9 protein-coding genes and 3 rRNA genes are annotated in these 17,888 nt (G+C 52.4%); 10 read left to right on the top strand and 2 right to left on the bottom strand.

Going from position 1 to position 17,888, the window contains the following annotated elements; translation table 11 throughout:
- Positions 1-130: 130 nt before the first annotated feature.
- The 3 genes from clpB (at position 131) to ilvN (ending at position 5,448) form a co-directional block, all read left to right on the top strand.
- Positions 131-2,710: an ATP-dependent chaperone ClpB gene (gene clpB / locus B6A39_RS15635; protein ID WP_083007132.1), complete on the top strand. Its 2,580-nt coding sequence runs from the start codon at positions 131-133 to the stop codon at positions 2,708-2,710.
- Positions 2,711-3,232: 522 nt separating this feature from the next.
- Complete coding sequence (locus B6A39_RS15630) at positions 3,233-4,957, top strand: acetolactate synthase 3 large subunit (RefSeq protein ID WP_083007131.1); 1,725 nt, start codon at positions 3,233-3,235, stop codon at positions 4,955-4,957.
- Positions 4,957-5,448, top strand: a complete 492-nt coding sequence (gene ilvN, locus B6A39_RS15625; protein WP_030074339.1) for an acetolactate synthase small subunit — start codon at positions 4,957-4,959, stop codon at positions 5,446-5,448. Before B6A39_RS15630 ends, ilvN begins: the two co-directional genes overlap by 1 nt.
- 92 nt (positions 5,449-5,540) lie before the next feature.
- Here ilvN and ilvY read toward each other — a convergent pair whose 3' ends face one another.
- Positions 5,541-6,428 (bottom strand): HTH-type transcriptional activator IlvY, encoded by an 888-nt coding sequence (gene ilvY, locus B6A39_RS15620; protein ID WP_083007129.1) that lies wholly within the window; start codon positions 6,426-6,428, stop codon positions 5,541-5,543.
- A gap of 218 nt (positions 6,429-6,646) precedes the next feature.
- Here ilvY and ilvC point away from each other — a divergent pair, with 218 nt between their 5' ends.
- From ilvC to rrf, 5 genes are all read left to right on the top strand, one after another.
- Positions 6,647-7,663 (top strand): ketol-acid reductoisomerase, encoded by a 1,017-nt coding sequence (ilvC, locus tag B6A39_RS15615; protein ID WP_016916053.1) that lies wholly within the window; start codon positions 6,647-6,649, stop codon positions 7,661-7,663.
- A 163-nt stretch (positions 7,664-7,826) separates the two neighbouring features.
- Positions 7,827-8,759, top strand: a complete 933-nt coding sequence (pssA, locus tag B6A39_RS15610) for a CDP-diacylglycerol--serine O-phosphatidyltransferase (RefSeq protein ID WP_083007127.1) — start codon at positions 7,827-7,829, stop codon at positions 8,757-8,759.
- 485 nt (positions 8,760-9,244) lie between these two features.
- Positions 9,245-10,777, top strand: a 16S ribosomal RNA gene (locus B6A39_RS15605).
- Positions 10,778-11,098: 321 nt separating this feature from the next.
- Positions 11,099-13,992: ribosomal RNA gene (locus B6A39_RS15600) — 23S ribosomal RNA — on the top strand.
- Positions 13,993-14,158: 166 nt separating this feature from the next.
- Positions 14,159-14,274, top strand: a 5S ribosomal RNA gene (gene rrf / locus B6A39_RS15595).
- The 16S, 23S and 5S rRNA genes sit together here, the layout of an rRNA operon.
- Positions 14,275-14,701: 427 nt before the next feature.
- Here the strand turns inward: rrf and hisC are convergent.
- Positions 14,702-15,763, bottom strand: a complete 1,062-nt coding sequence (gene hisC, locus B6A39_RS15590; RefSeq protein WP_083007126.1) for a histidinol-phosphate transaminase — start codon at positions 15,761-15,763, stop codon at positions 14,702-14,704.
- A 163-nt stretch (positions 15,764-15,926) separates the two neighbouring features.
- On the opposite strand from hisC, the gene B6A39_RS15585 reads away from it, so the two are divergent.
- Positions 15,927-16,376 (top strand): copper resistance protein NlpE N-terminal domain-containing protein, encoded by a 450-nt coding sequence (locus tag B6A39_RS15585; RefSeq protein ID WP_083007124.1) that lies wholly within the window; start codon positions 15,927-15,929, stop codon positions 16,374-16,376.
- A 133-nt stretch (positions 16,377-16,509) separates the two neighbouring features.
- Entirely contained in the window at positions 16,510-17,880 is a 1,371-nt protein-coding gene (radA, locus tag B6A39_RS15580; protein ID WP_083007122.1) for a DNA repair protein RadA, read from the top strand.
- Positions 17,881-17,888 lie beyond the last annotated feature (8 nt).

The following is a 17,888-nucleotide window of genomic DNA, read 5'->3' as shown; positions in this document are numbered from 1 at the left end:
CTGCGCACCTCTTGAAATGCGTGGAACTGACGCCATTTAACTTGTCAAGCTAAACGTTTTTAGCACATTAAAGACAGGTTATTGGGAAACACCGTGGGTCCAAACGCACGGCACCCCCAGGAGGAACTCCATGCGATTCGATAAATTTACTGCCAAATTACAGGCCGCTATTTCTGAGGCACAATCCCTTGCGGTTGGGCACGGCCATAATCAGCTTGATCCCGCGCACTTATTGCTAGCATTACTCGATACCAAAGACACTGGCATCAAAGCTCTAGTTGAAAAAGCCGGGGGCAGCAGCTCGCGCCTGCGCGACGGTTTGCAGAAGCAATTAGATGACTTACCTAAAGTAAGCCAGTTCGATGGTGATGTTCAGCCATCTCGCGACTTCATTAAGCTATTCAATTTAACTGACCGGGAAGCGCAGAAGCGTGGCGACCAGTTCATTGCGAGTGAATTGGTACTTCTGGCTGCATTGGAAATGAACAGTGCGATCACCAAGCTGATGAAAGAGGCAGGGCTCAACCGGAAAGCCCTGGAAGCCGCAATCAATAGTCTGCGCGGTGGTGCTAAGGTCGACGACCCAAATGCCGAAGACCAGCGTGAAGCACTTAATAAATACACCATGGATCTAACCCAGCGTGCCTTAGACGGCAAGTTGGACCCCGTGATTGGGCGTGATGATGAAATTCGCCGCACGATTCAGGTGCTGCAGCGTCGTACCAAAAATAACCCGGTACTGATCGGGGAGCCAGGGGTGGGTAAAACTGCCATTGTTGAAGGGTTGGCTCAGCGTATTGTAAACGGTGAAGTGCCCGAAGGCCTGAAAGAGAAACGCGTCCTTTCCTTGGACATGGGCTCCCTGCTGGCGGGTGCTAAGTTCCGCGGAGAATTTGAAGAGCGCCTGAAAGCGGTGCTTAAAGAGCTTTCCCAGGAAGAAGGCCGAGTCATCCTGTTTATTGATGAGCTGCACACCATGGTGGGCGCAGGTAAAGCTGAAGGCGCGATGGATGCAGGCAACATGCTTAAGCCTGCGCTGGCGCGTGGCGAACTGCACTGCGTAGGGGCGACCACGCTGGATGAGTACCGTAAATACATTGAAAAAGATGCCGCGCTGGAGCGCCGTTTCCAGAAGGTGTTGGTCGATGAGCCCTCCGAAGAGGATACGGTAGCTATTCTGCGCGGCTTAAAAGAGCGTTACGAAGTCCACCATGGCGTGGATATTACCGATTCAGCGATCATTGCGGCGGCGAAGCTCTCTACCCGCTATATCACTGATAGGCAGTTGCCCGATAAAGCAATTGATCTGATCGACGAGGCAGCGTCCCGTATCCGCATGGAACTGGACTCTAAGCCTGAAGAGATGGATAGGCTGGATCGTCGCCTAATTCAGCTGAAAATGGAGCGCGAAGCGCTTAAGAAAGAGACCGACGAGGCTACTAAGAAACGCCTTGAGGCACTGAACAACCAGATCCACGAATTAGAGCGTGAATACGCTGATTTGGATGAAATCTGGAAAGCCGAAAAAGCCAGTATTCAAGGCGCAGCTCAGTTTAAAGCGGAGTTGGAACAGGCGCGCATTGACCTGGAGCAGGCTCGTCGCCAGGGCGATCTAGGCCGTATGTCAGAGATTCAGTATGGCAAGATCCCGGCGTTGGAGAAGAAAATCAGCGAAGCGGGTGAGGGTGAGGCAGATACTGCCAGTCACCAGTTGCTGCGCTCAAACGTTACCGAAGAAGAGATTGCTGAGGTGGTTTCCCGTTGGACCGGTATCCCCGTCTCCAAGATGTTGGAAGGCGAGCGAGATAAACTACTGCGCATGGAAGAAGCGCTGCATGAGCGGGTGATTGGCCAGCATGAAGCGGTAGAGGCCGTAGCTAACGCTGTGCGCCGCTCGCGTGCTGGGCTATCTGATCCTAATCGACCCAACGGTTCGTTCCTGTTCCTCGGCCCGACCGGGGTGGGTAAAACGGAGCTATGTAAGTCGCTGGCTAACTTCTTGTTTGATACTGAAGAAGCAATGGTGCGTATCGATATGTCGGAGTTCATGGAGAAGCACTCTGTGGCTCGCTTGATTGGTGCGCCCCCAGGCTATGTGGGTTATGAAGAGGGTGGTTACTTAACTGAAGCGGTGCGTCGTAAGCCCTACTCGGTTCTGTTGCTGGACGAAGTGGAAAAAGCGCATCCGGATGTGTTCAATATCCTGTTGCAAGTGCTAGAGGATGGACGCTTAACTGATGGGCAAGGTCGTACAGTCGATTTCCGTAATACGGTGATCGTGATGACCTCTAACATGGGCTCGGACATTATCCAGCGCATGGGTGGAGATGATAACGACTACGAAGTAATGAAAAGTGCAGTGATGGAAGTAGTGGGTAACCATTTCCGCCCGGAATTGATTAACCGCATTGATGAGGTGGTGGTGTTCCACGCTCTTGGCCAAGAGCAAATTCAGGCAATTGCCGGTATTCAGCTCGAGCGTTTGAAAGTTCGCTTAGCTGAGCATGACTTGAGCCTGGAAATTAGCGACGACGCTATGGCCCAGCTGGCAGTGGTCGGTTTCGATCCGGTGTATGGCGCAAGGCCGCTGAAGCGGGCGATCCAAAGCCGCATCGAGAACCCACTGGCTCAAGATTTGCTGGCGGGCAAATATGCCCCTGGCGACACCATTCATATCAGCGCGAGTGAAGGCAAGCTGGTATTTGAGTAATTTACGCGTGGGCAATTAAAATCCCCACGTCCTCAACAAGCCTGCGCAATGAACCTCAGCAAGCCTGCGCAATGAAATAGGGCAAAAGCCTCGTTAGCTCTGCTAGCGGGGCTTTTTTAATGACTTACTGCGACGTTTGTTGCGTTTGTCCTGATCGGAGGTTGACAGGCTGAGGGCGCTAATGGAATCTTGTGGGTTCCTGATTTGCGGGCGCGGAACCAACGGGCAACCCCTAATCCCCGCGCGAAGGGTAGGCGAAAGCCTTTACCCGCCGAAGGACTTCCGGGCTTGGGCTAACCGCCCGACCTGGCCAACGCCCCGACACGGCAAACCGTCGTGTAAGGGAGCTACTGGCATATTTCATGATATGTCGGTGCTTCCGATGAGAGTGCAGGCCCTAACCGGGCCATATGCCAGGGTTTGGCATCAGGTGCCGGCATGGGCCGGCAGCGGCATACCGTCGCACTCGACACCGCAGGATGTCCTGCGGATCGCACTCGAGACCTCCAGGGGAGAAACACAGTGGAACTGCTTTCCGGCGCAGATATGATCGCCCGCTTCTTGCAAGATGAGGGCGTTGAATACATTTATGGTTATCCCGGCGGCGCGGCGCTGCATATTTATGATGCGCTGTTCCGCCAGGACAAGGTGAAGCACATTCTTGTGCGTCACGAACAGGCAGCGACTCACGCAGCCGATGGCTATGCTCGTGCAGCGGGTAAGCCAGGTGTGGTGCTTGTCACCTCGGGTCCTGGTGCTACCAATGCGGTTACCGGCATTGCGACTGCCTATATGGATTCGATTCCTATGGTCGTGCTGTGCGGTCAGGTAATGAGCCACCTGATTGGTGACGATGCCTTCCAAGAAACCGATATTGTGGGTGTGACTCGCCCCATCGTGAAGCACAGCTTCTCAATTCGGCATCCGTCTGAGATTCCAGAAGTGCTGAAAAAGGCCTTCTATCTCGCGGCGACTGGCCGCCCAGGGCCGGTAGTCGTCGATATTCCTAAAGATATGACGGCACCGACCGAGCGCTATGAGTACGTCTACCCGAAAAAGGTCAAGATGCGCTCCTATAACCCGGTTACCCGGGGCCATACGGGTCAAATTAAAAAAGCCGTTGAGATGATGCTGAAAGCCAAACGCCCGGTGTTCTATACCGGCGGTGGCGTGGTAACTGGCAAGGCAAGCGAAGGATTGACCGATTTGGTCAAACAGCTCGGCTTCCCCATTACCACAACGTTGATGGGGATCGGCTCCTATCCGCAAAGTGACCGGCAGTGTCTGGGCTGGTTAGGAATGCACGGCTCGTATGAATCCAATATGGCCATGCACCATGCGGATTTGATTATCGCCATTGGCGCGCGTTTTGATGACCGGGTAACCAACAACACGTCGAAGTTCTGCCCCACGGCAAAAATCATTCACGTGGATGTGGACCCAAGTTCGGTCTCTAAAACTGTGCGTGCGGATGTACCTATTGTTGGGCCAGCATCTAGCGTCATTAATGAGATGATTAGCTTGGTTCAAGGCCAGTCAATTTCGCAGCCTGAAGCGCTAACCGAGTGGTGGCAAAAGATTGACGGCTGGCGTGCCGAGCGTGAAGGCAAGCTATATGAGCCTTCTAAGCCAGGCGAAGTGTTGAAGCCACAGGAAGTTATCGAAGCGCTATGCCGTGTTACTCGCGGTGAAGCCTACGTGACGACGGATGTTGGACAGCACCAGATGTTTGCTGCTCAGTACTACAAGTTTGATAAGCCTAACCGTCTGATCACCTCAGGTGGTTTGGGCACCATGGGCTTTGGCTTCCCGGCCGCCATGGGGATCAAACAGAACTTCCCTGATGACGATGTCGTGTGTGTAACAGGGGAAGGCAGCTTCCAGATGATGATGCAGGAACTCTCTACCTGTAAGCAGTATGGCGTGGGCGTCAAAATTGTAAACCTCAACAATGCATCGCTTGGCATGGTGCGGCAGTGGCAGGATTTGAACTACAAATCCCGCCATGCGCACTCCTATATGGAGTCGCTGCCAGACTTCCACATGCTAATTGAGGCTTACGGATTTACCGCGATCACCGTGAATACCCTTGATGAGTTGGAGCCTGCACTAGAGCGCGCTTTTGCCAACAAGCATGAGCTGGTATTCCTGGATGTGAAGGTTGATCCCTTTGAGCACGTCTATCCGATGCAGGTGCCGTTGGGTGCCATGCGTGACATGCTGCTGTCTAAAACGGAGCGTACCTGATGCGTCATATCATCTCGATTCTGATGGAAAACGAACCGGGTGCGCTGTCACGTGTGGTCGGGCTGTTCTCCCAGCGTAACTTCAACATTGAAACGCTGAACGTTGCACCGACTGAGGATCCGTCGCTATCACGCCTGACGGTGACTACCGTAGGTGATGACCGGGTGATTGAGCAAATCACTAAGCATCTTAATAAACTGATTGATGTGGTGAAGTTGGTCGACCTGACGGAAGGTAACCACATTGAACGTGAACTAATGCTGGTGAAAGTAAAAGCGCTAGGCGCAGCCCGCGATGAAGTGAAGCGTACAGTGGATATTTTCCGGGCGCAGATCGTCGACGTAACGCCAAGCCTTTATACCGTTCAGATTACTGGTGACGCCTCCAAGCTAGATGCATTTCTGCAGGCCATGGCGCCAGTAGGCATTCTAGAGGTGGCGCGTACTGGGGTGTCCGGTATCGCCCGAGGCGATAAAGTCCTGTCGTTGTAAGCGAAGCATGCTAGCTGAGTAATCCGTTGGACAAGCAACTGAGAAAGCCGTCCTTACCTAGGACGGCTTTTTTTATGGTGTTTTTATTCGCGTTAACGCGGCGTCACGGTAGCCCAAAAGGCGTCAATCATCGGGTTTTTGAGCCGTCGGTTAAGCACGCAAAGCCCGACATCGTAGTGGGGGAGTTCGGGTTTAACGTTGAGCACTTGCACGCGTTCGGCCAGCGGGCTGTTATCTAACACGATTTTGGGTACTACGCCTACGCCAAACCCCAGTCCCACCATACTTACAATCGCTTCGTGCCCGGCCACTTGGGCATAAATACGCGGCGTTATCCCCATCGCTTTAAACCAGGTATTGGCGTACTCCCTTGAAAGACCAGCCTCTGAAAGGATCATCGGGACATCACGCCACTGCATGGCCGTTGAGCTTTCCGGCTGACTTGGGAGCCAGTCGTGAGCTTCTGTAGGTGCAATAAACAGTAGCGGCGAGCGGGTAAGCGATTTAAAGGCCAGGGCGTTGGGTGGAATCCGCGGGCGGGGGGTAATGGCTATATCATCTGCGCCTTCTAGTACCCGTGACATGGCGTCAGCGGGGTCACCGGTATGGAGCTTTAATTCGATGCCAGGATGGCAGGTGCGTACATCACTCAGTAGTTCGTAGAGAAAGCTATAGCTGGCGGTTACCGAACAGTAGATGCTTATTTCGCCGCTTAGCTGTGACGCCGTGGCGGCCAGCGTTCGCTTCTGCATTTCCCACTGTTCTAAGGTCTCTTTTGCATAGTGCTGAAACGCTAAGCCCTGAGGGGTTAGCGTGACATGGCGATTATCGCGCTCAAATAGTTGCGTTCCAAGCTCGGCTTCAACCTGCTGAATTGAGCGGCTTAAGGTGGATGGGCTGATATGACAAAGCTCGCTGGCGCGGCCAAAGTGCAGCGTCTCAGCCAGCGTTACCACATGCTTTAATAAGCGAAAATCCATAGTAGGCCCATTTTTAAAATCTATGTTTCATAATTAGAAATAGTATGTTGCAAATATAGCGTTTTACGCAATGGTGGTAGTGGCGTACAGTTGATCTCAACGCCAAAGCCCAGTGCTGCAAAAGACGGCACGGGTGGCCATCAACGCTGATACGACCTATATCAATTATTCCTATACAACGATCATTTTTTGATCAAATTCGATTTTGGAGTCTCGCTATGCACGTTTATTATGATAAAGATTGCGATCTGTCCCTCATTCAAGCCAAGAAGGTCACTATTGTTGGTTATGGCTCGCAAGGCCATGCTCATGCGAATAACTTGAAAGAGTCTGGCGTCGACGTCACCGTTGCTCTGCGCAAAGGTTCTTCCTCTGCCGCCAAAGCAGAAGCCGCAGGTCTGAAAGTGGCAAGCGTGCCGGAGGCGTGCAAAACCGCAGACGTTGTCATGATTCTGGCGCCGGATGAAAACCAAAAAGCGATCTACGAGCAGGAAGTAGAGCCGAATTTGAAAGAAGGCGCGACCTTGGCCTTCGCTCACGGCTTTAATATCCACTACAACCAAATCGAGCCGCGTAAAGATCTTGATGTCATCATGATCGCCCCGAAAGCACCGGGACACACGGTACGCTCTGAGTTCGTTAAAGGTGGCGGTATTCCTGACCTGATCGCTATCCACCAGGATGCGTCTGGTAATGCCAAAGAATTAGCGCTTTCCTACGCGGCAGGCGTTGGTGGTGGCCGTAGCGGCATTATCGAAACTACCTTCAAAGATGAGACCGAAACAGATCTATTTGGTGAGCAAGCAGTTCTGTGTGGCGGCGCGGTTGAACTGGTCAAAGCTGGCTTTGAAACGTTGACTGAAGCAGGTTATGCGCCAGAAATGGCTTACTTCGAGTGTCTGCATGAGCTTAAGCTGATTGTTGACCTGATGTACGAAGGTGGTATCGCCAACATGAACTACTCCATCTCCAACAATGCGGAGTACGGTGAGTACGTGACTGGCCCGGAAGTGATTAACGATGAGTCTCGTGCCGCAATGCGCAATGCACTCAAGCGTATCCAAACGGGCGAGTATGCCAAAATGTTCATCCAGGAAGGCAACACTAACTACCCATCTATGACAGCACGTCGTCGCCTGAATGCTGAGCACGAAATTGAGCAAGTCGGTGCTAAGCTGCGTGGCATGATGCCGTGGATCGCTGCCAACCAGCTGGTTGATAAGTCGAAAAACTAAGCGGTTAGCGTGCTAGCACGCTGGTTAGAGCCTCGGGGCGCGCACTGTCGCGCCCCGAGGCGTTTAGCGTTACATACTTCAATTGACTGGCTGAGTTAGCTTCACCGTGTAGAATGAAAAGAGATCACTGTTCTTGTGACTTCACTTCAAACGGATGATATTTATGACCCAGGATGCTCGCGATCAAGAGCGTAAACAGGCCTCGCAGTCAGCGCCTCAAGAAGGCCACAAAACAGAAGATAGTGGTACTGGAGAGCAAGAAGACGCTAGTCACGAAAAGGTAAGTCATGGCAACGCAAGTCATGACAATGTAAGTAATGAAGATCTTGCTAGCGTTTTTTTGCGTGAAACCGAAGTAGTTGAAGAAGCGGTTGAAGACGGTAAGAAGATTCGCCGAAAAGGCATTTACTTACTGCCTAACTTGTTTACTACGTCTGCGTTGTTTTCAGGGTTCTTCGCGGTGGTAGCTGGCATTAACGGAGAATTCACTTCGGCAGCAGTGGCAATTTTTATCGCCATGGTGCTCGATGGGCTTGATGGCCGTGTTGCTCGTATGACCAATACTCAAAGCGAGTTTGGCGCAGAGTACGATAGCCTTGCCGACATGATCTCGTTCGGTATGGCGCCTGCTTTGGTGGCCTTTACCTGGATTTTACAAGACATCGGTAAAACTGGCTGGGTCGTGGCATTCCTTTATGTGGCCTGTGCTGCACTGCGACTAGCACGCTTTAATGTACAGATTGGTAGTGTTGATAAGAAATGGTTTATCGGCTTGCCAAGTCCGTCCGCTGCCGCTTTGGTGGCTGCTAGTGTGTGGACCTTCCATAGTTTTGATGCGGATGCGGTAGGTTTTAAGCTGCTTATGCTGTTCGTAGTGGGGGCGGCGGGCGTGCTAATGGTTAGTAATATTCGTTATTACAGCTTCAAAGACCTCGATTTCAAAAAGCCTGTGCCTTTTGTTGTGCTTCTAGCAGTGGTGCTAGGGTTCGTAATGATCTCAGTTGAACCATCAGTGATGTTGCTACTGCTTTTTGGTGCTTATGTGTGCTCAGGCCCCGTATTGGCCGTTATGCGTAAAGCTAAGCCTAAAAGTTAAAGTTTATTCACGTTTTCTCAAAAAACCACTTGCCAAGACGGCAGCGAATCCGTAAAGTACGCATCCGCTGCCGGGGACGCACAGCGTTACCAGCGGTGATTGAAGGTGAAAACCTTCGGTTTGTCAGAGAGTTAGGGTAGTTATAAAGAAAGCATCGTTATCTCGCTTTCTTAACCCACTCGCTTCACTCGCTAAAAACAGTGATTGACAAACACTAGGAAATGCGTAGAATACGCCTTCCTCGCTGAGGCAAGCCAGTTCATCGGTTAGTCAGTCACTTCTTCGGAAGTTCAGCAGCGAAAACAGCTCTTTAACAATTTGATCAGGTAATTCATGTGGGCGCTTGCCGATGAGGGTGATAAATCACCAAATATCAAGGCAAGCGGTCATGACAATGTAAATTGAAATGAATTCGTTTGAACCTTGAGCCAAGTTTGATGCGCTTTTGTTGCCTTCGGGTGACAAGTAAGTATCACAATGATTTTAAACTGAAGAGTTTGATCATGGCTCAGATTGAACGCTGGCGGCAGGCCTAACACATGCAAGTCGAGCGGTAACAGGGGTAGCTTGCTACCCGCTGACGAGCGGCGGACGGGTGAGTAATGCATAGGAATCTGCCCGGTAGTGGGGGATAACCTGGGGAAACCCAGGCTAATACCGCATACGTCCTACGGGAGAAAGGGGGCTCCGGCTCCCGCTATTGGATGAGCCTATGTCGGATTAGCTAGTTGGTGAGGTAAAGGCTCACCAAGGCAACGATCCGTAGCTGGTCTGAGAGGATGATCAGCCACATCGGGACTGAGACACGGCCCGAACTCCTACGGGAGGCAGCAGTGGGGAATATTGGACAATGGGGGCAACCCTGATCCAGCCATGCCGCGTGTGTGAAGAAGGCCTTCGGGTTGTAAAGCACTTTCAGCGAGGAAGAACGCCTAGTGGTTAATACCCATTAGGAAAGACATCACTCGCAGAAGAAGCACCGGCTAACTCCGTGCCAGCAGCCGCGGTAATACGGAGGGTGCAAGCGTTAATCGGAATTACTGGGCGTAAAGCGCGCGTAGGTGGCTTGATAAGCCGGTTGTGAAAGCCCCGGGCTCAACCTGGGAACGGCATCCGGAACTGTCAAGCTAGAGTGCAGGAGAGGAAGGTAGAATTCCCGGTGTAGCGGTGAAATGCGTAGAGATCGGGAGGAATACCAGTGGCGAAGGCGGCCTTCTGGACTGACACTGACACTGAGGTGCGAAAGCGTGGGTAGCAAACAGGATTAGATACCCTGGTAGTCCACGCCGTAAACGATGTCGACCAGCCGTTGGGTGCCTAGCGCACTTTGTGGCGAAGTTAACGCGATAAGTCGACCGCCTGGGGAGTACGGCCGCAAGGTTAAAACTCAAATGAATTGACGGGGGCCCGCACAAGCGGTGGAGCATGTGGTTTAATTCGATGCAACGCGAAGAACCTTACCTACTCTTGACATCCTGCGAACTTGTGAGAGATCACTTGGTGCCTTCGGGAACGCAGAGACAGGTGCTGCATGGCTGTCGTCAGCTCGTGTTGTGAAATGTTGGGTTAAGTCCCGTAACGAGCGCAACCCTTGTCCTTATTTGCCAGCGGGTAATGCCGGGAACTCTAAGGAGACTGCCGGTGACAAACCGGAGGAAGGTGGGGACGACGTCAAGTCATCATGGCCCTTACGAGTAGGGCTACACACGTGCTACAATGGCCGGTACAAAGGGTTGCGAGCTCGCGAGAGTCAGCTAATCCCGAAAAGCCGGTCTCAGTCCGGATCGGAGTCTGCAACTCGACTCCGTGAAGTCGGAATCGCTAGTAATCGTGAATCAGAATGTCACGGTGAATACGTTCCCGGGCCTTGTACACACCGCCCGTCACACCATGGGAGTGGACTGCACCAGAAGTGGTTAGCCTAACGCAAGAGGGCGATCACCACGGTGTGGTTCATGACTGGGGTGAAGTCGTAACAAGGTAGCCGTAGGGGAACCTGCGGCTGGATCACCTCCTTAAACGATGCATCATCCTCGCGGTAAGCGCTCACAATGAATTACCTGATCAGAATGCTGTTGATACGCAGTGATAAGCGTTTTCTTCATAGTGAAAGAAGAGAAAAGAGCTTTTTTAAGATCTTCTTTAAAGACCTTTCTTTTCCTTTTAATGTGAAAAAAGCAACCGCTTATCACTGCGCATAGCAGTCGCTCTTTAACAATGTATATCATGCTGACATAAACGCTTCTTTGAAGTGTTTATACGTAATTGTTTTGTGATACGTCTCAAGCGTATCCGGCAATCGTTATCATTGCGAGACACCAGACTCCTTCGGGTTATAGGGTCAAGCAATGAAGCGCACACGGTGGATGCCTAGGCAGCCAGAGGCGATGAAAGACGTGGAAGCCTGCGATAAGGCTCGGCGAGGTGGCAAACAACCTGTGACCCGGGCATTTCTGAATGGGGAAACCCACTCATCATAAGATGAGTATCTTGCGCTGAATATATAGGCGTAAGAGGCGAACCAGGGGAACTGAAACATCTAAGTACCCTGAGGAAAAGAAATCAACCGAGATTCCCCTAGTAGCGGCGAGCGAACGGGGACCAGCCCTTAAGCATGTGACTGATTAGGCGAATGCGCTGGGAAGCGCGGCCATAGTGGGTGATAGCCCCGTAGTCGAAAATCTGATCATGTGAAATCGAGTAGGTCGGGGCACGAGAAACCTTGACTGAAGACGGGGGGACCATCCTCCAAGGCTAAATACTCCTGGCTGACCGATAGTGAACCAGTACCGTGAGGGAAAGGCGAAAAGAACCCCGGAGAGGGGAGTGAAATAGATCCTGAAACCGTGTGCGTACAAGCAGTAGGAGCAGACTTGTTCTGTGACTGCGTACCTTTTGTATAATGGGTCAGCGACTTATATTCAGTGGCGAGGTTAACCGTTTAGGGGAGCCGTAGGGAAACCGAGTCTTAACTGGGCGACACAGTCGCTGGATATAGACCCGAAACCGAGCGATCTATCCATGAGCAGGGTGAAGGTTGAGTAACATCAACTGGAGGCCCGAACCAGGATCTGTTGAAAAAGATTTGGATGACTTGTGGATCGGAGTGAAAGGCTAATCAAGCTCGGAGATAGCTGGTTCTCCTCGAAAGCTATTTAGGTAGCGCCTCACGTATCACCGCCGGGGGTAGAGCACTGTTTCGGCTAGGGGGTCATCCCGACTTACCAACCCGAGGCAAACTCCGAATACCGGTGAGTGCGAGCGTGGGAGACACACGGCGGGTGCTAACGTCCGTCGTGAAAAGGGAAACAACCCAGACCGTCAGCTAAGGTCCCGAAATCCTGGTTAAGTGGGAAACGATGTGGGAAGGCTCAGACAGCTAGGAGGTTGGCTTAGAAGCAGCCATCCTTTAAAGAAAGCGTAATAGCTCACTAGTCGAGTCGGCCTGCGCGGAAGATGTAACGGGGCTAAACCAGGTACCGAAGCTACGGGTTCACACTTAGGTGTGAGCGGTAGAGGAGCGTCGTGTAAGCCAATGAAGGTGAATTGAGAAGTTCGCTGGAGGTATCACGAGTGCGAATGCTGACATGAGTAACGATAAAGGGAGTGAAAAACTCCCTCGCCGGAAGACCAAGGGTTTCTGTTCGACGCTAATCGGAGCAGAGTGAGTCGGCCCCTAAGGCGAGGCCGAAAGGCGTAGTCGATGGGAAACGGGTTAATATTCCCGTACCGGACATGATTGCGATGGGGGGACGGAGAAGGCTAGGTGAGCCAGGCGTTGGTTGTCCTGGTGAAAGTGAGTAGGCTGGCATCTTAGGTAAATCCGGGATGCTTTAAGGCCGAGACACGAAACGAACTGACCACGGTCAGGAAGTCATTGATGCCACGCTTCCAGGAAAAGCCTCTAAGCTTCAGATCATGTGCGACCGTACCCCAAACCGACACAGGTGGTCAGGGTGAGAATCCCAAGGCGCTTGAGAGAACTCGGGTGAAGGAACTAGGCAAAATGGTGCCGTAACTTCGGGAGAAGGCACGCCGGCGTAGGGTGACGAGACTTGCTCTCAGAGCCCGAACCGGTCGAAGATACCAGGTGGCTGCAACTGTTTAGTAAAAACACAGCACTCTGCTAACGCGCAAGCGGACGTATAGGGTGTGACGCCTGCCCGGTGCCGGAAGGTTAAATGATGGTGTTAGCCGCAAGGCGAAGCTCTTGATTGAAGCCCCGGTAAACGGCGGCCGTAACTATAACGGTCCTAAGGTAGCGAAATTCCTTGTCGGGTAAGTTCCGACCTGCACGAATGGCGTAATGATGGCCACGCTGTCTCCACCCGAGACTCAGTGAAATTGAAATCGCCGTGAAGATGCGGTGTACCCGCGGCTAGACGGAAAGACCCCGTGAACCTTTACTATAGCTTCACACTGGACGCTGATGTTGCCTGTGTAGGATAGCTGGGAGGCTTTGAATCTCGGACGCCAGTTCGAGGGGAGCCAACCTTGAAATACCAGCCTGGCATCATTGGCGTTCTCACTCAGGTCCGTTATCCGGATCGAGGACAGTGTGTGGTGGGTAGTTTGACTGGGGCGGTCTCCTCCCAAAGAGTAACGGAGGAGCACGAAGGTACCCTCAGCACGGTCGGACATCGTGCAGTGAGTGCAAGAGCATAAGGGTGCTTGACTGCGAGACAGACACGTCGAGCAGGTGCGAAAGCAGGTTCTAGTGATCCGGTGGTTCTGTATGGAAGGGCCATCGCTCAACGGATAAAAGGTACTCCGGGGATAACAGGCTGATACCGCCCAAGAGTTCACATCGACGGCGGTGTTTGGCACCTCGATGTCGGCTCATCACATCCTGGGGCTGAAGTCGGTCCCAAGGGTATGGCTGTTCGCCATTTAAAGTGGTACGCGAGCTGGGTTTAGAACGTCGTGAGACAGTTCGGTCCCTATCTGCCGTGGGCGTTGGATGTTTGAGAAGGGCTGCTCCTAGTACGAGAGGACCGGAGTGGACGCACCTCTGGTGTTCCGGTTGTCACGCCAGTGGCATTGCCGGGTAGCTATGTGCGGACGGGATAACCGCTGAAAGCATCTAAGCGGGAAGCCCCCTTCAAGATGAGACATCCCTGAGGCCTAGAGCCTCCTGAAGGGCCCAGCGAGACCAGCTGGTTGATAGGCACGGTGTGGAAGCGCTGCAAGGCGTTGAGCTAACGTGTACTAATGGCCCGTGAGGCTTGACCCTATAACACCCAAGGGGTCTGGTCGCAGTGATAACGAGACGAGTGTGAAGACACTCAGAGAACCGGATACGCGAATCAAGCCCAACGTGACACACGAAGGACTTGAGACGAAAGAGACGCCACAAAACATCAGTAACATGTTCAGCATGATATACATTAAAAGTTACGCCTGACGACCATAGCACGCGTGAACCACCTGATCCCATGCCGAACTCAGAAGTGAAACCGCTTAGCGCCGATGGTAGTGTGGGGTCTCCCCATGCGAGAGTAGGTCATCGTCAGGCACTTATACCGCAAAAAACCCAGCCCATCGGCTGGGTTTTTTGTTTGTGCGGAAGAAAAAAGCACCCTCTGGCCCCTATCACAAAGCGGCCACTTCCCGAAGCGTACACCGCACGTCATCCCCGAGCCACCGCACCGTCATTCCCGAGTCACCACACCGTCATTCCCGAGTGGGGTTATCGGGAATCCACCTTGACCTTGGACAGCAGAAGCCTGGAACCCCAGCTCAACATGGATTCCCGCTAAGGGCCTGCGGGAGTGACGAGGGCGGCTCGGAATGGAGTCATCATCAGGCACTTATTAAGAAAAAATCCCCCCAGGGCTTACGCCTTGGGAGATTTTTTTGCTCGGAAAGTGTTAGTAAACTGCAAATAAAAGCCCTACTGCTGCTTACAGTAGGGCTGAAAGGGGTCTGGTAGAGAGCAAAAATTAGCGGCAGATTGCTTCCAGTGCCTCTATTAAACTATCCATCTCATCATCTGTACCAATGGTGATGCGCAAGAAATTGTTGAGCGCGTCAGTATTAAAGTGACGTACCAAAACTCCTCGCTCGCGAAGGCCTGCAAACAGCTGAGCACCTTCAACGTTAGGATGTTGAGCAAGCACGAAGTTGGCCTTTGATGGCAGCACTTCAAAGCCTAGCTGTTCAAGACGCTGACGTGTGCGCTCTCGAGTCGTGATTACATTATTTCGGCAGGCGTTAAAATGTTCTTCATCTTTAAGGGCTTCAATACCGATGAGGCTCGCTAGACTATCGACTGGATAGGAATTAAACGAGTCTTTGATCCGTTGAAGCCCATCAATCAGCTCTGGGGAGCCAATGGCATAGCCCAAGCGCAAACCAGCTAAGCTACGTGATTTAGAGAACGTTCCCGTGACTAGCAGGTTAGGGTAGCGCTCAATTAAGGCGACAGCGCTTTCTGCGCCGAAATCAACATAAGCCTCATCAATTAATACAACCCGGTTTGTCACGCGTTTGAGCAGAGCCTCAATGGTTTCGAGGGAGTGTGCGTGGCCAGTCGGCGCGTTTGGGTTGGCAAAAATAACGCCGCTACGCTCTGATGCATTTGCCAGGGCATCGACATCGACTTCCCACTGGGGGGTTAGCGGATGTTTACGAAGCGTTATGCCATATAGGTTGGCATAAACGGGGTAAAAACTATAAGTGATCGAAGGGACATCCAGCGGCGCGCCATGGCAAAAGAAAGCCTGAAACGCAAACGCAAGCACTTCATCTGACCCATTGCCGACGAAGGTTTCTGCCACACTAACCCCATAGCTTTCAGCCAGCGTTGTGCGCAGCGCGTGAGAGGTAGGGTCAGGATACAAGCGTAAATGATCGGTGGCATAATTGCGCAACGCCTCGCTTACCCCTGGGGCGGGCGGATAAGGGTTTTCATTGGTGTTGAGTTTAATAACCTGTTCACGGGGCTGCTCACCTGGCACATAGGGGGTAAGCTCCCTAACAGCTGGACTCCAGTATTGGCTCATGCGGGTAACCTGATTATCCTGACGTTAATATCCCATGGTCGCCCGATGACTGCCCGAGCGCAAGCATTCAAGTAGGAAGGGGGTGGGCGTCGCACCTTGTAGCGGTTATGCTGTCATAAGCGCGCGAAAGAAATGTATGTCCAACACGATAAGGAGACACTCAATGCAATTTAGGAGTTTGCTAGCCGGCTCGGCTATGTTGGCACTTCTGGCGGGCTGTGCATCTGGCCCAACGGACCAGGGTGAAGACGCTGGGATGACTGCTTCTCAAGCTAATTACCAAGGTACGCTGCCTTGTCGCAACTGCGATGGCATTGACTTGGATGTTACGATGATAGGTGAAGAAATGAGTGCTCCCGAAGAGCGGACATTCACGCTAAACGCAACTTATCGTAATCATCCACAAACGCCGCCAGACGAAAACTATGCTGGCAACTGGGAAGTGCTGACGGGCACGCCGTCTGATCCATCTGCTACTGTCTATGAATTAACACCGGATGGCGATGGTCAGATCTACTACTTCCAGCGTATCAACGAGCGCACGCTGGAGTTGATCGATCCAGAGCGTCGTCGTTTCGAAAATGGCGAAATGCTGCAGTTGCAGCGCCAGTAAAGTTTAAAGCGACGCTCAAAGGCGGCCATTGGCCGCCTTTTGCATTTTTAGACGTTGAAGGTATAAATCTCAGTGTCTATAGCAATCAATCTTTATAACAATCAGTCTTTATGACAAAAGGAGCAATAGGGCGGTGGCGAAAGCGAAAAGTGCCTTTGTATGCACCGAGTGTGGTGCAGAGTATCGAAAGTGGCAAGGCCAGTGCTCCAGTTGCCAGGAATGGAACACGCTAAGTGAGGTTCGTTTGGCCAGTGCGCGCCCTGGAAGCGGTGCTGCGACAGGACGAGCAGGCTATGCAGGAGATCTATCGCGCGATGTGGTGGATCTTGGCAATGTGGATCTTAGTGAGGTTCCCCGCCTTACATCGACCTTTGCCGAGTTTGATCGAGTGCTAGGTGGCGGCTTAGTGCCGGGTTCAGCTGTGTTGCTTGGAGGCAACCCAGGCGCTGGTAAATCCACGCTGCTTTTGCAAACTGCCTGCAAGCTCGCCCAGCAGCGGCGTATTCTATACGTCACCGGGGAGGAGTCGCTTTCCCAAGTGGCGATGCGTGCGCACCGCCTACAGTTGCCTACCAATGGCTTGAAAATGTTGGCCGAGACCAGCGTGGAAACCATCTTGGCGGTGGCTGAACGAGAAAAACCGGAAATTTTGGTCATCGACTCAATTCAAACAATGCACTTAGAGGATATTAGCTCAGCACCTGGAGGGGTGGCACAGGTACGGGAGTCTGCGGCAGCGCTGACACGCTTTGCTAAGCAAACGAACACGGTTCTTTTGCTGGTTGGGCATGTGACCAAAGATGGCACGCTGGCTGGTCCTAAAGTGCTGGAGCACATGATTGATGCTTCGTTGCTATTAGAGGGCGGAGCCGATTCTCGATTTAGAACGCTCCGCGGCCAGAAAAATCGATTTGGCGCAGTGAATGAGCTGGGCGTGTTTGCAATGCTCGAGCAAGGTTTGAAAGAGGTTAAAAACCCCAGCGCGATTTTTCTCTCACGCCAAGAAGAGCAGGCACCCGGTAGTTTGGTTATGGTGGTGTGGGAAGGTACTCGGCCAATTTTAGTAGAAGTGCAGGCCTTAGTAGATGAGTCTGCCCTGGGTAATCCGCGACGTGTTGCCGTTGGCGTCGATCAAAACCGACTTGCCATGCTGCTAGCCGTATTAAATCGCCACGGTGGTCTGTTTACCGGTGATCAAGATGTCTTCCTTAACGTAGTGGGCGGGGTGAAAGTGCTCGAAACCAGTGCTGACCTGGCGGTGCTTTTGGCCGTGGTGTCCAGTCTTCAAAATCGCGCATTGCCAAAAGAGCTGGTGGTGTTTGGCGAAGTGGGGCTTTCAGGAGAAATTCGGCCAGTGCCCAGTGGGCAAGAACGCATTGCTGAAGCGGCTAAGCACGGTTTTCTAAGAGCAATTGTTCCTCGCGGCAATGCACCTAAGCAGGCACCGAAGGGAATGGAGGTTATCCCTGTCGATAAATTGAGCGATGCCCTGGAAGCGCTTTAGCGTAAGCT

The organism is Halomonas sp. GT, from assembly GCF_002082565.1.
GTDB lineage: Bacteria > Pseudomonadota > Gammaproteobacteria > Pseudomonadales > Halomonadaceae > Vreelandella.
The sequence above is the reverse complement of the archived record's forward strand: the minus strand, read 5'-3'. Positions and strand labels throughout refer to the sequence as shown.

Coding starts and splice junctions, on each gene's coding strand:
- clpB (WP_083007132.1), top strand. CDS start 131: ATGCGATTCGATAAATTTACTGCCAAATTACAGGCCGCTATTTCTGAG.
- ilvN (WP_030074339.1), top strand. CDS start 4,957: ATGCGTCATATCATCTCGATTCTGATGGAAAACGAACCGGGTGCGCTG.
- ilvY (WP_083007129.1), bottom strand. CDS start 6,428: ATGGATTTTCGCTTATTAAAGCATGTGGTAACGCTGGCTGAGACGCTG.
- ilvC (WP_016916053.1), top strand. CDS start 6,647: ATGCACGTTTATTATGATAAAGATTGCGATCTGTCCCTCATTCAAGCC.
- pssA (WP_083007127.1), top strand. CDS start 7,827: ATGACCCAGGATGCTCGCGATCAAGAGCGTAAACAGGCCTCGCAGTCA.
- hisC (WP_083007126.1), bottom strand. CDS start 15,763: ATGAGCCAATACTGGAGTCCAGCTGTTAGGGAGCTTACCCCCTATGTG.
- B6A39_RS15585 (WP_083007124.1), top strand. CDS start 15,927: ATGCAATTTAGGAGTTTGCTAGCCGGCTCGGCTATGTTGGCACTTCTG.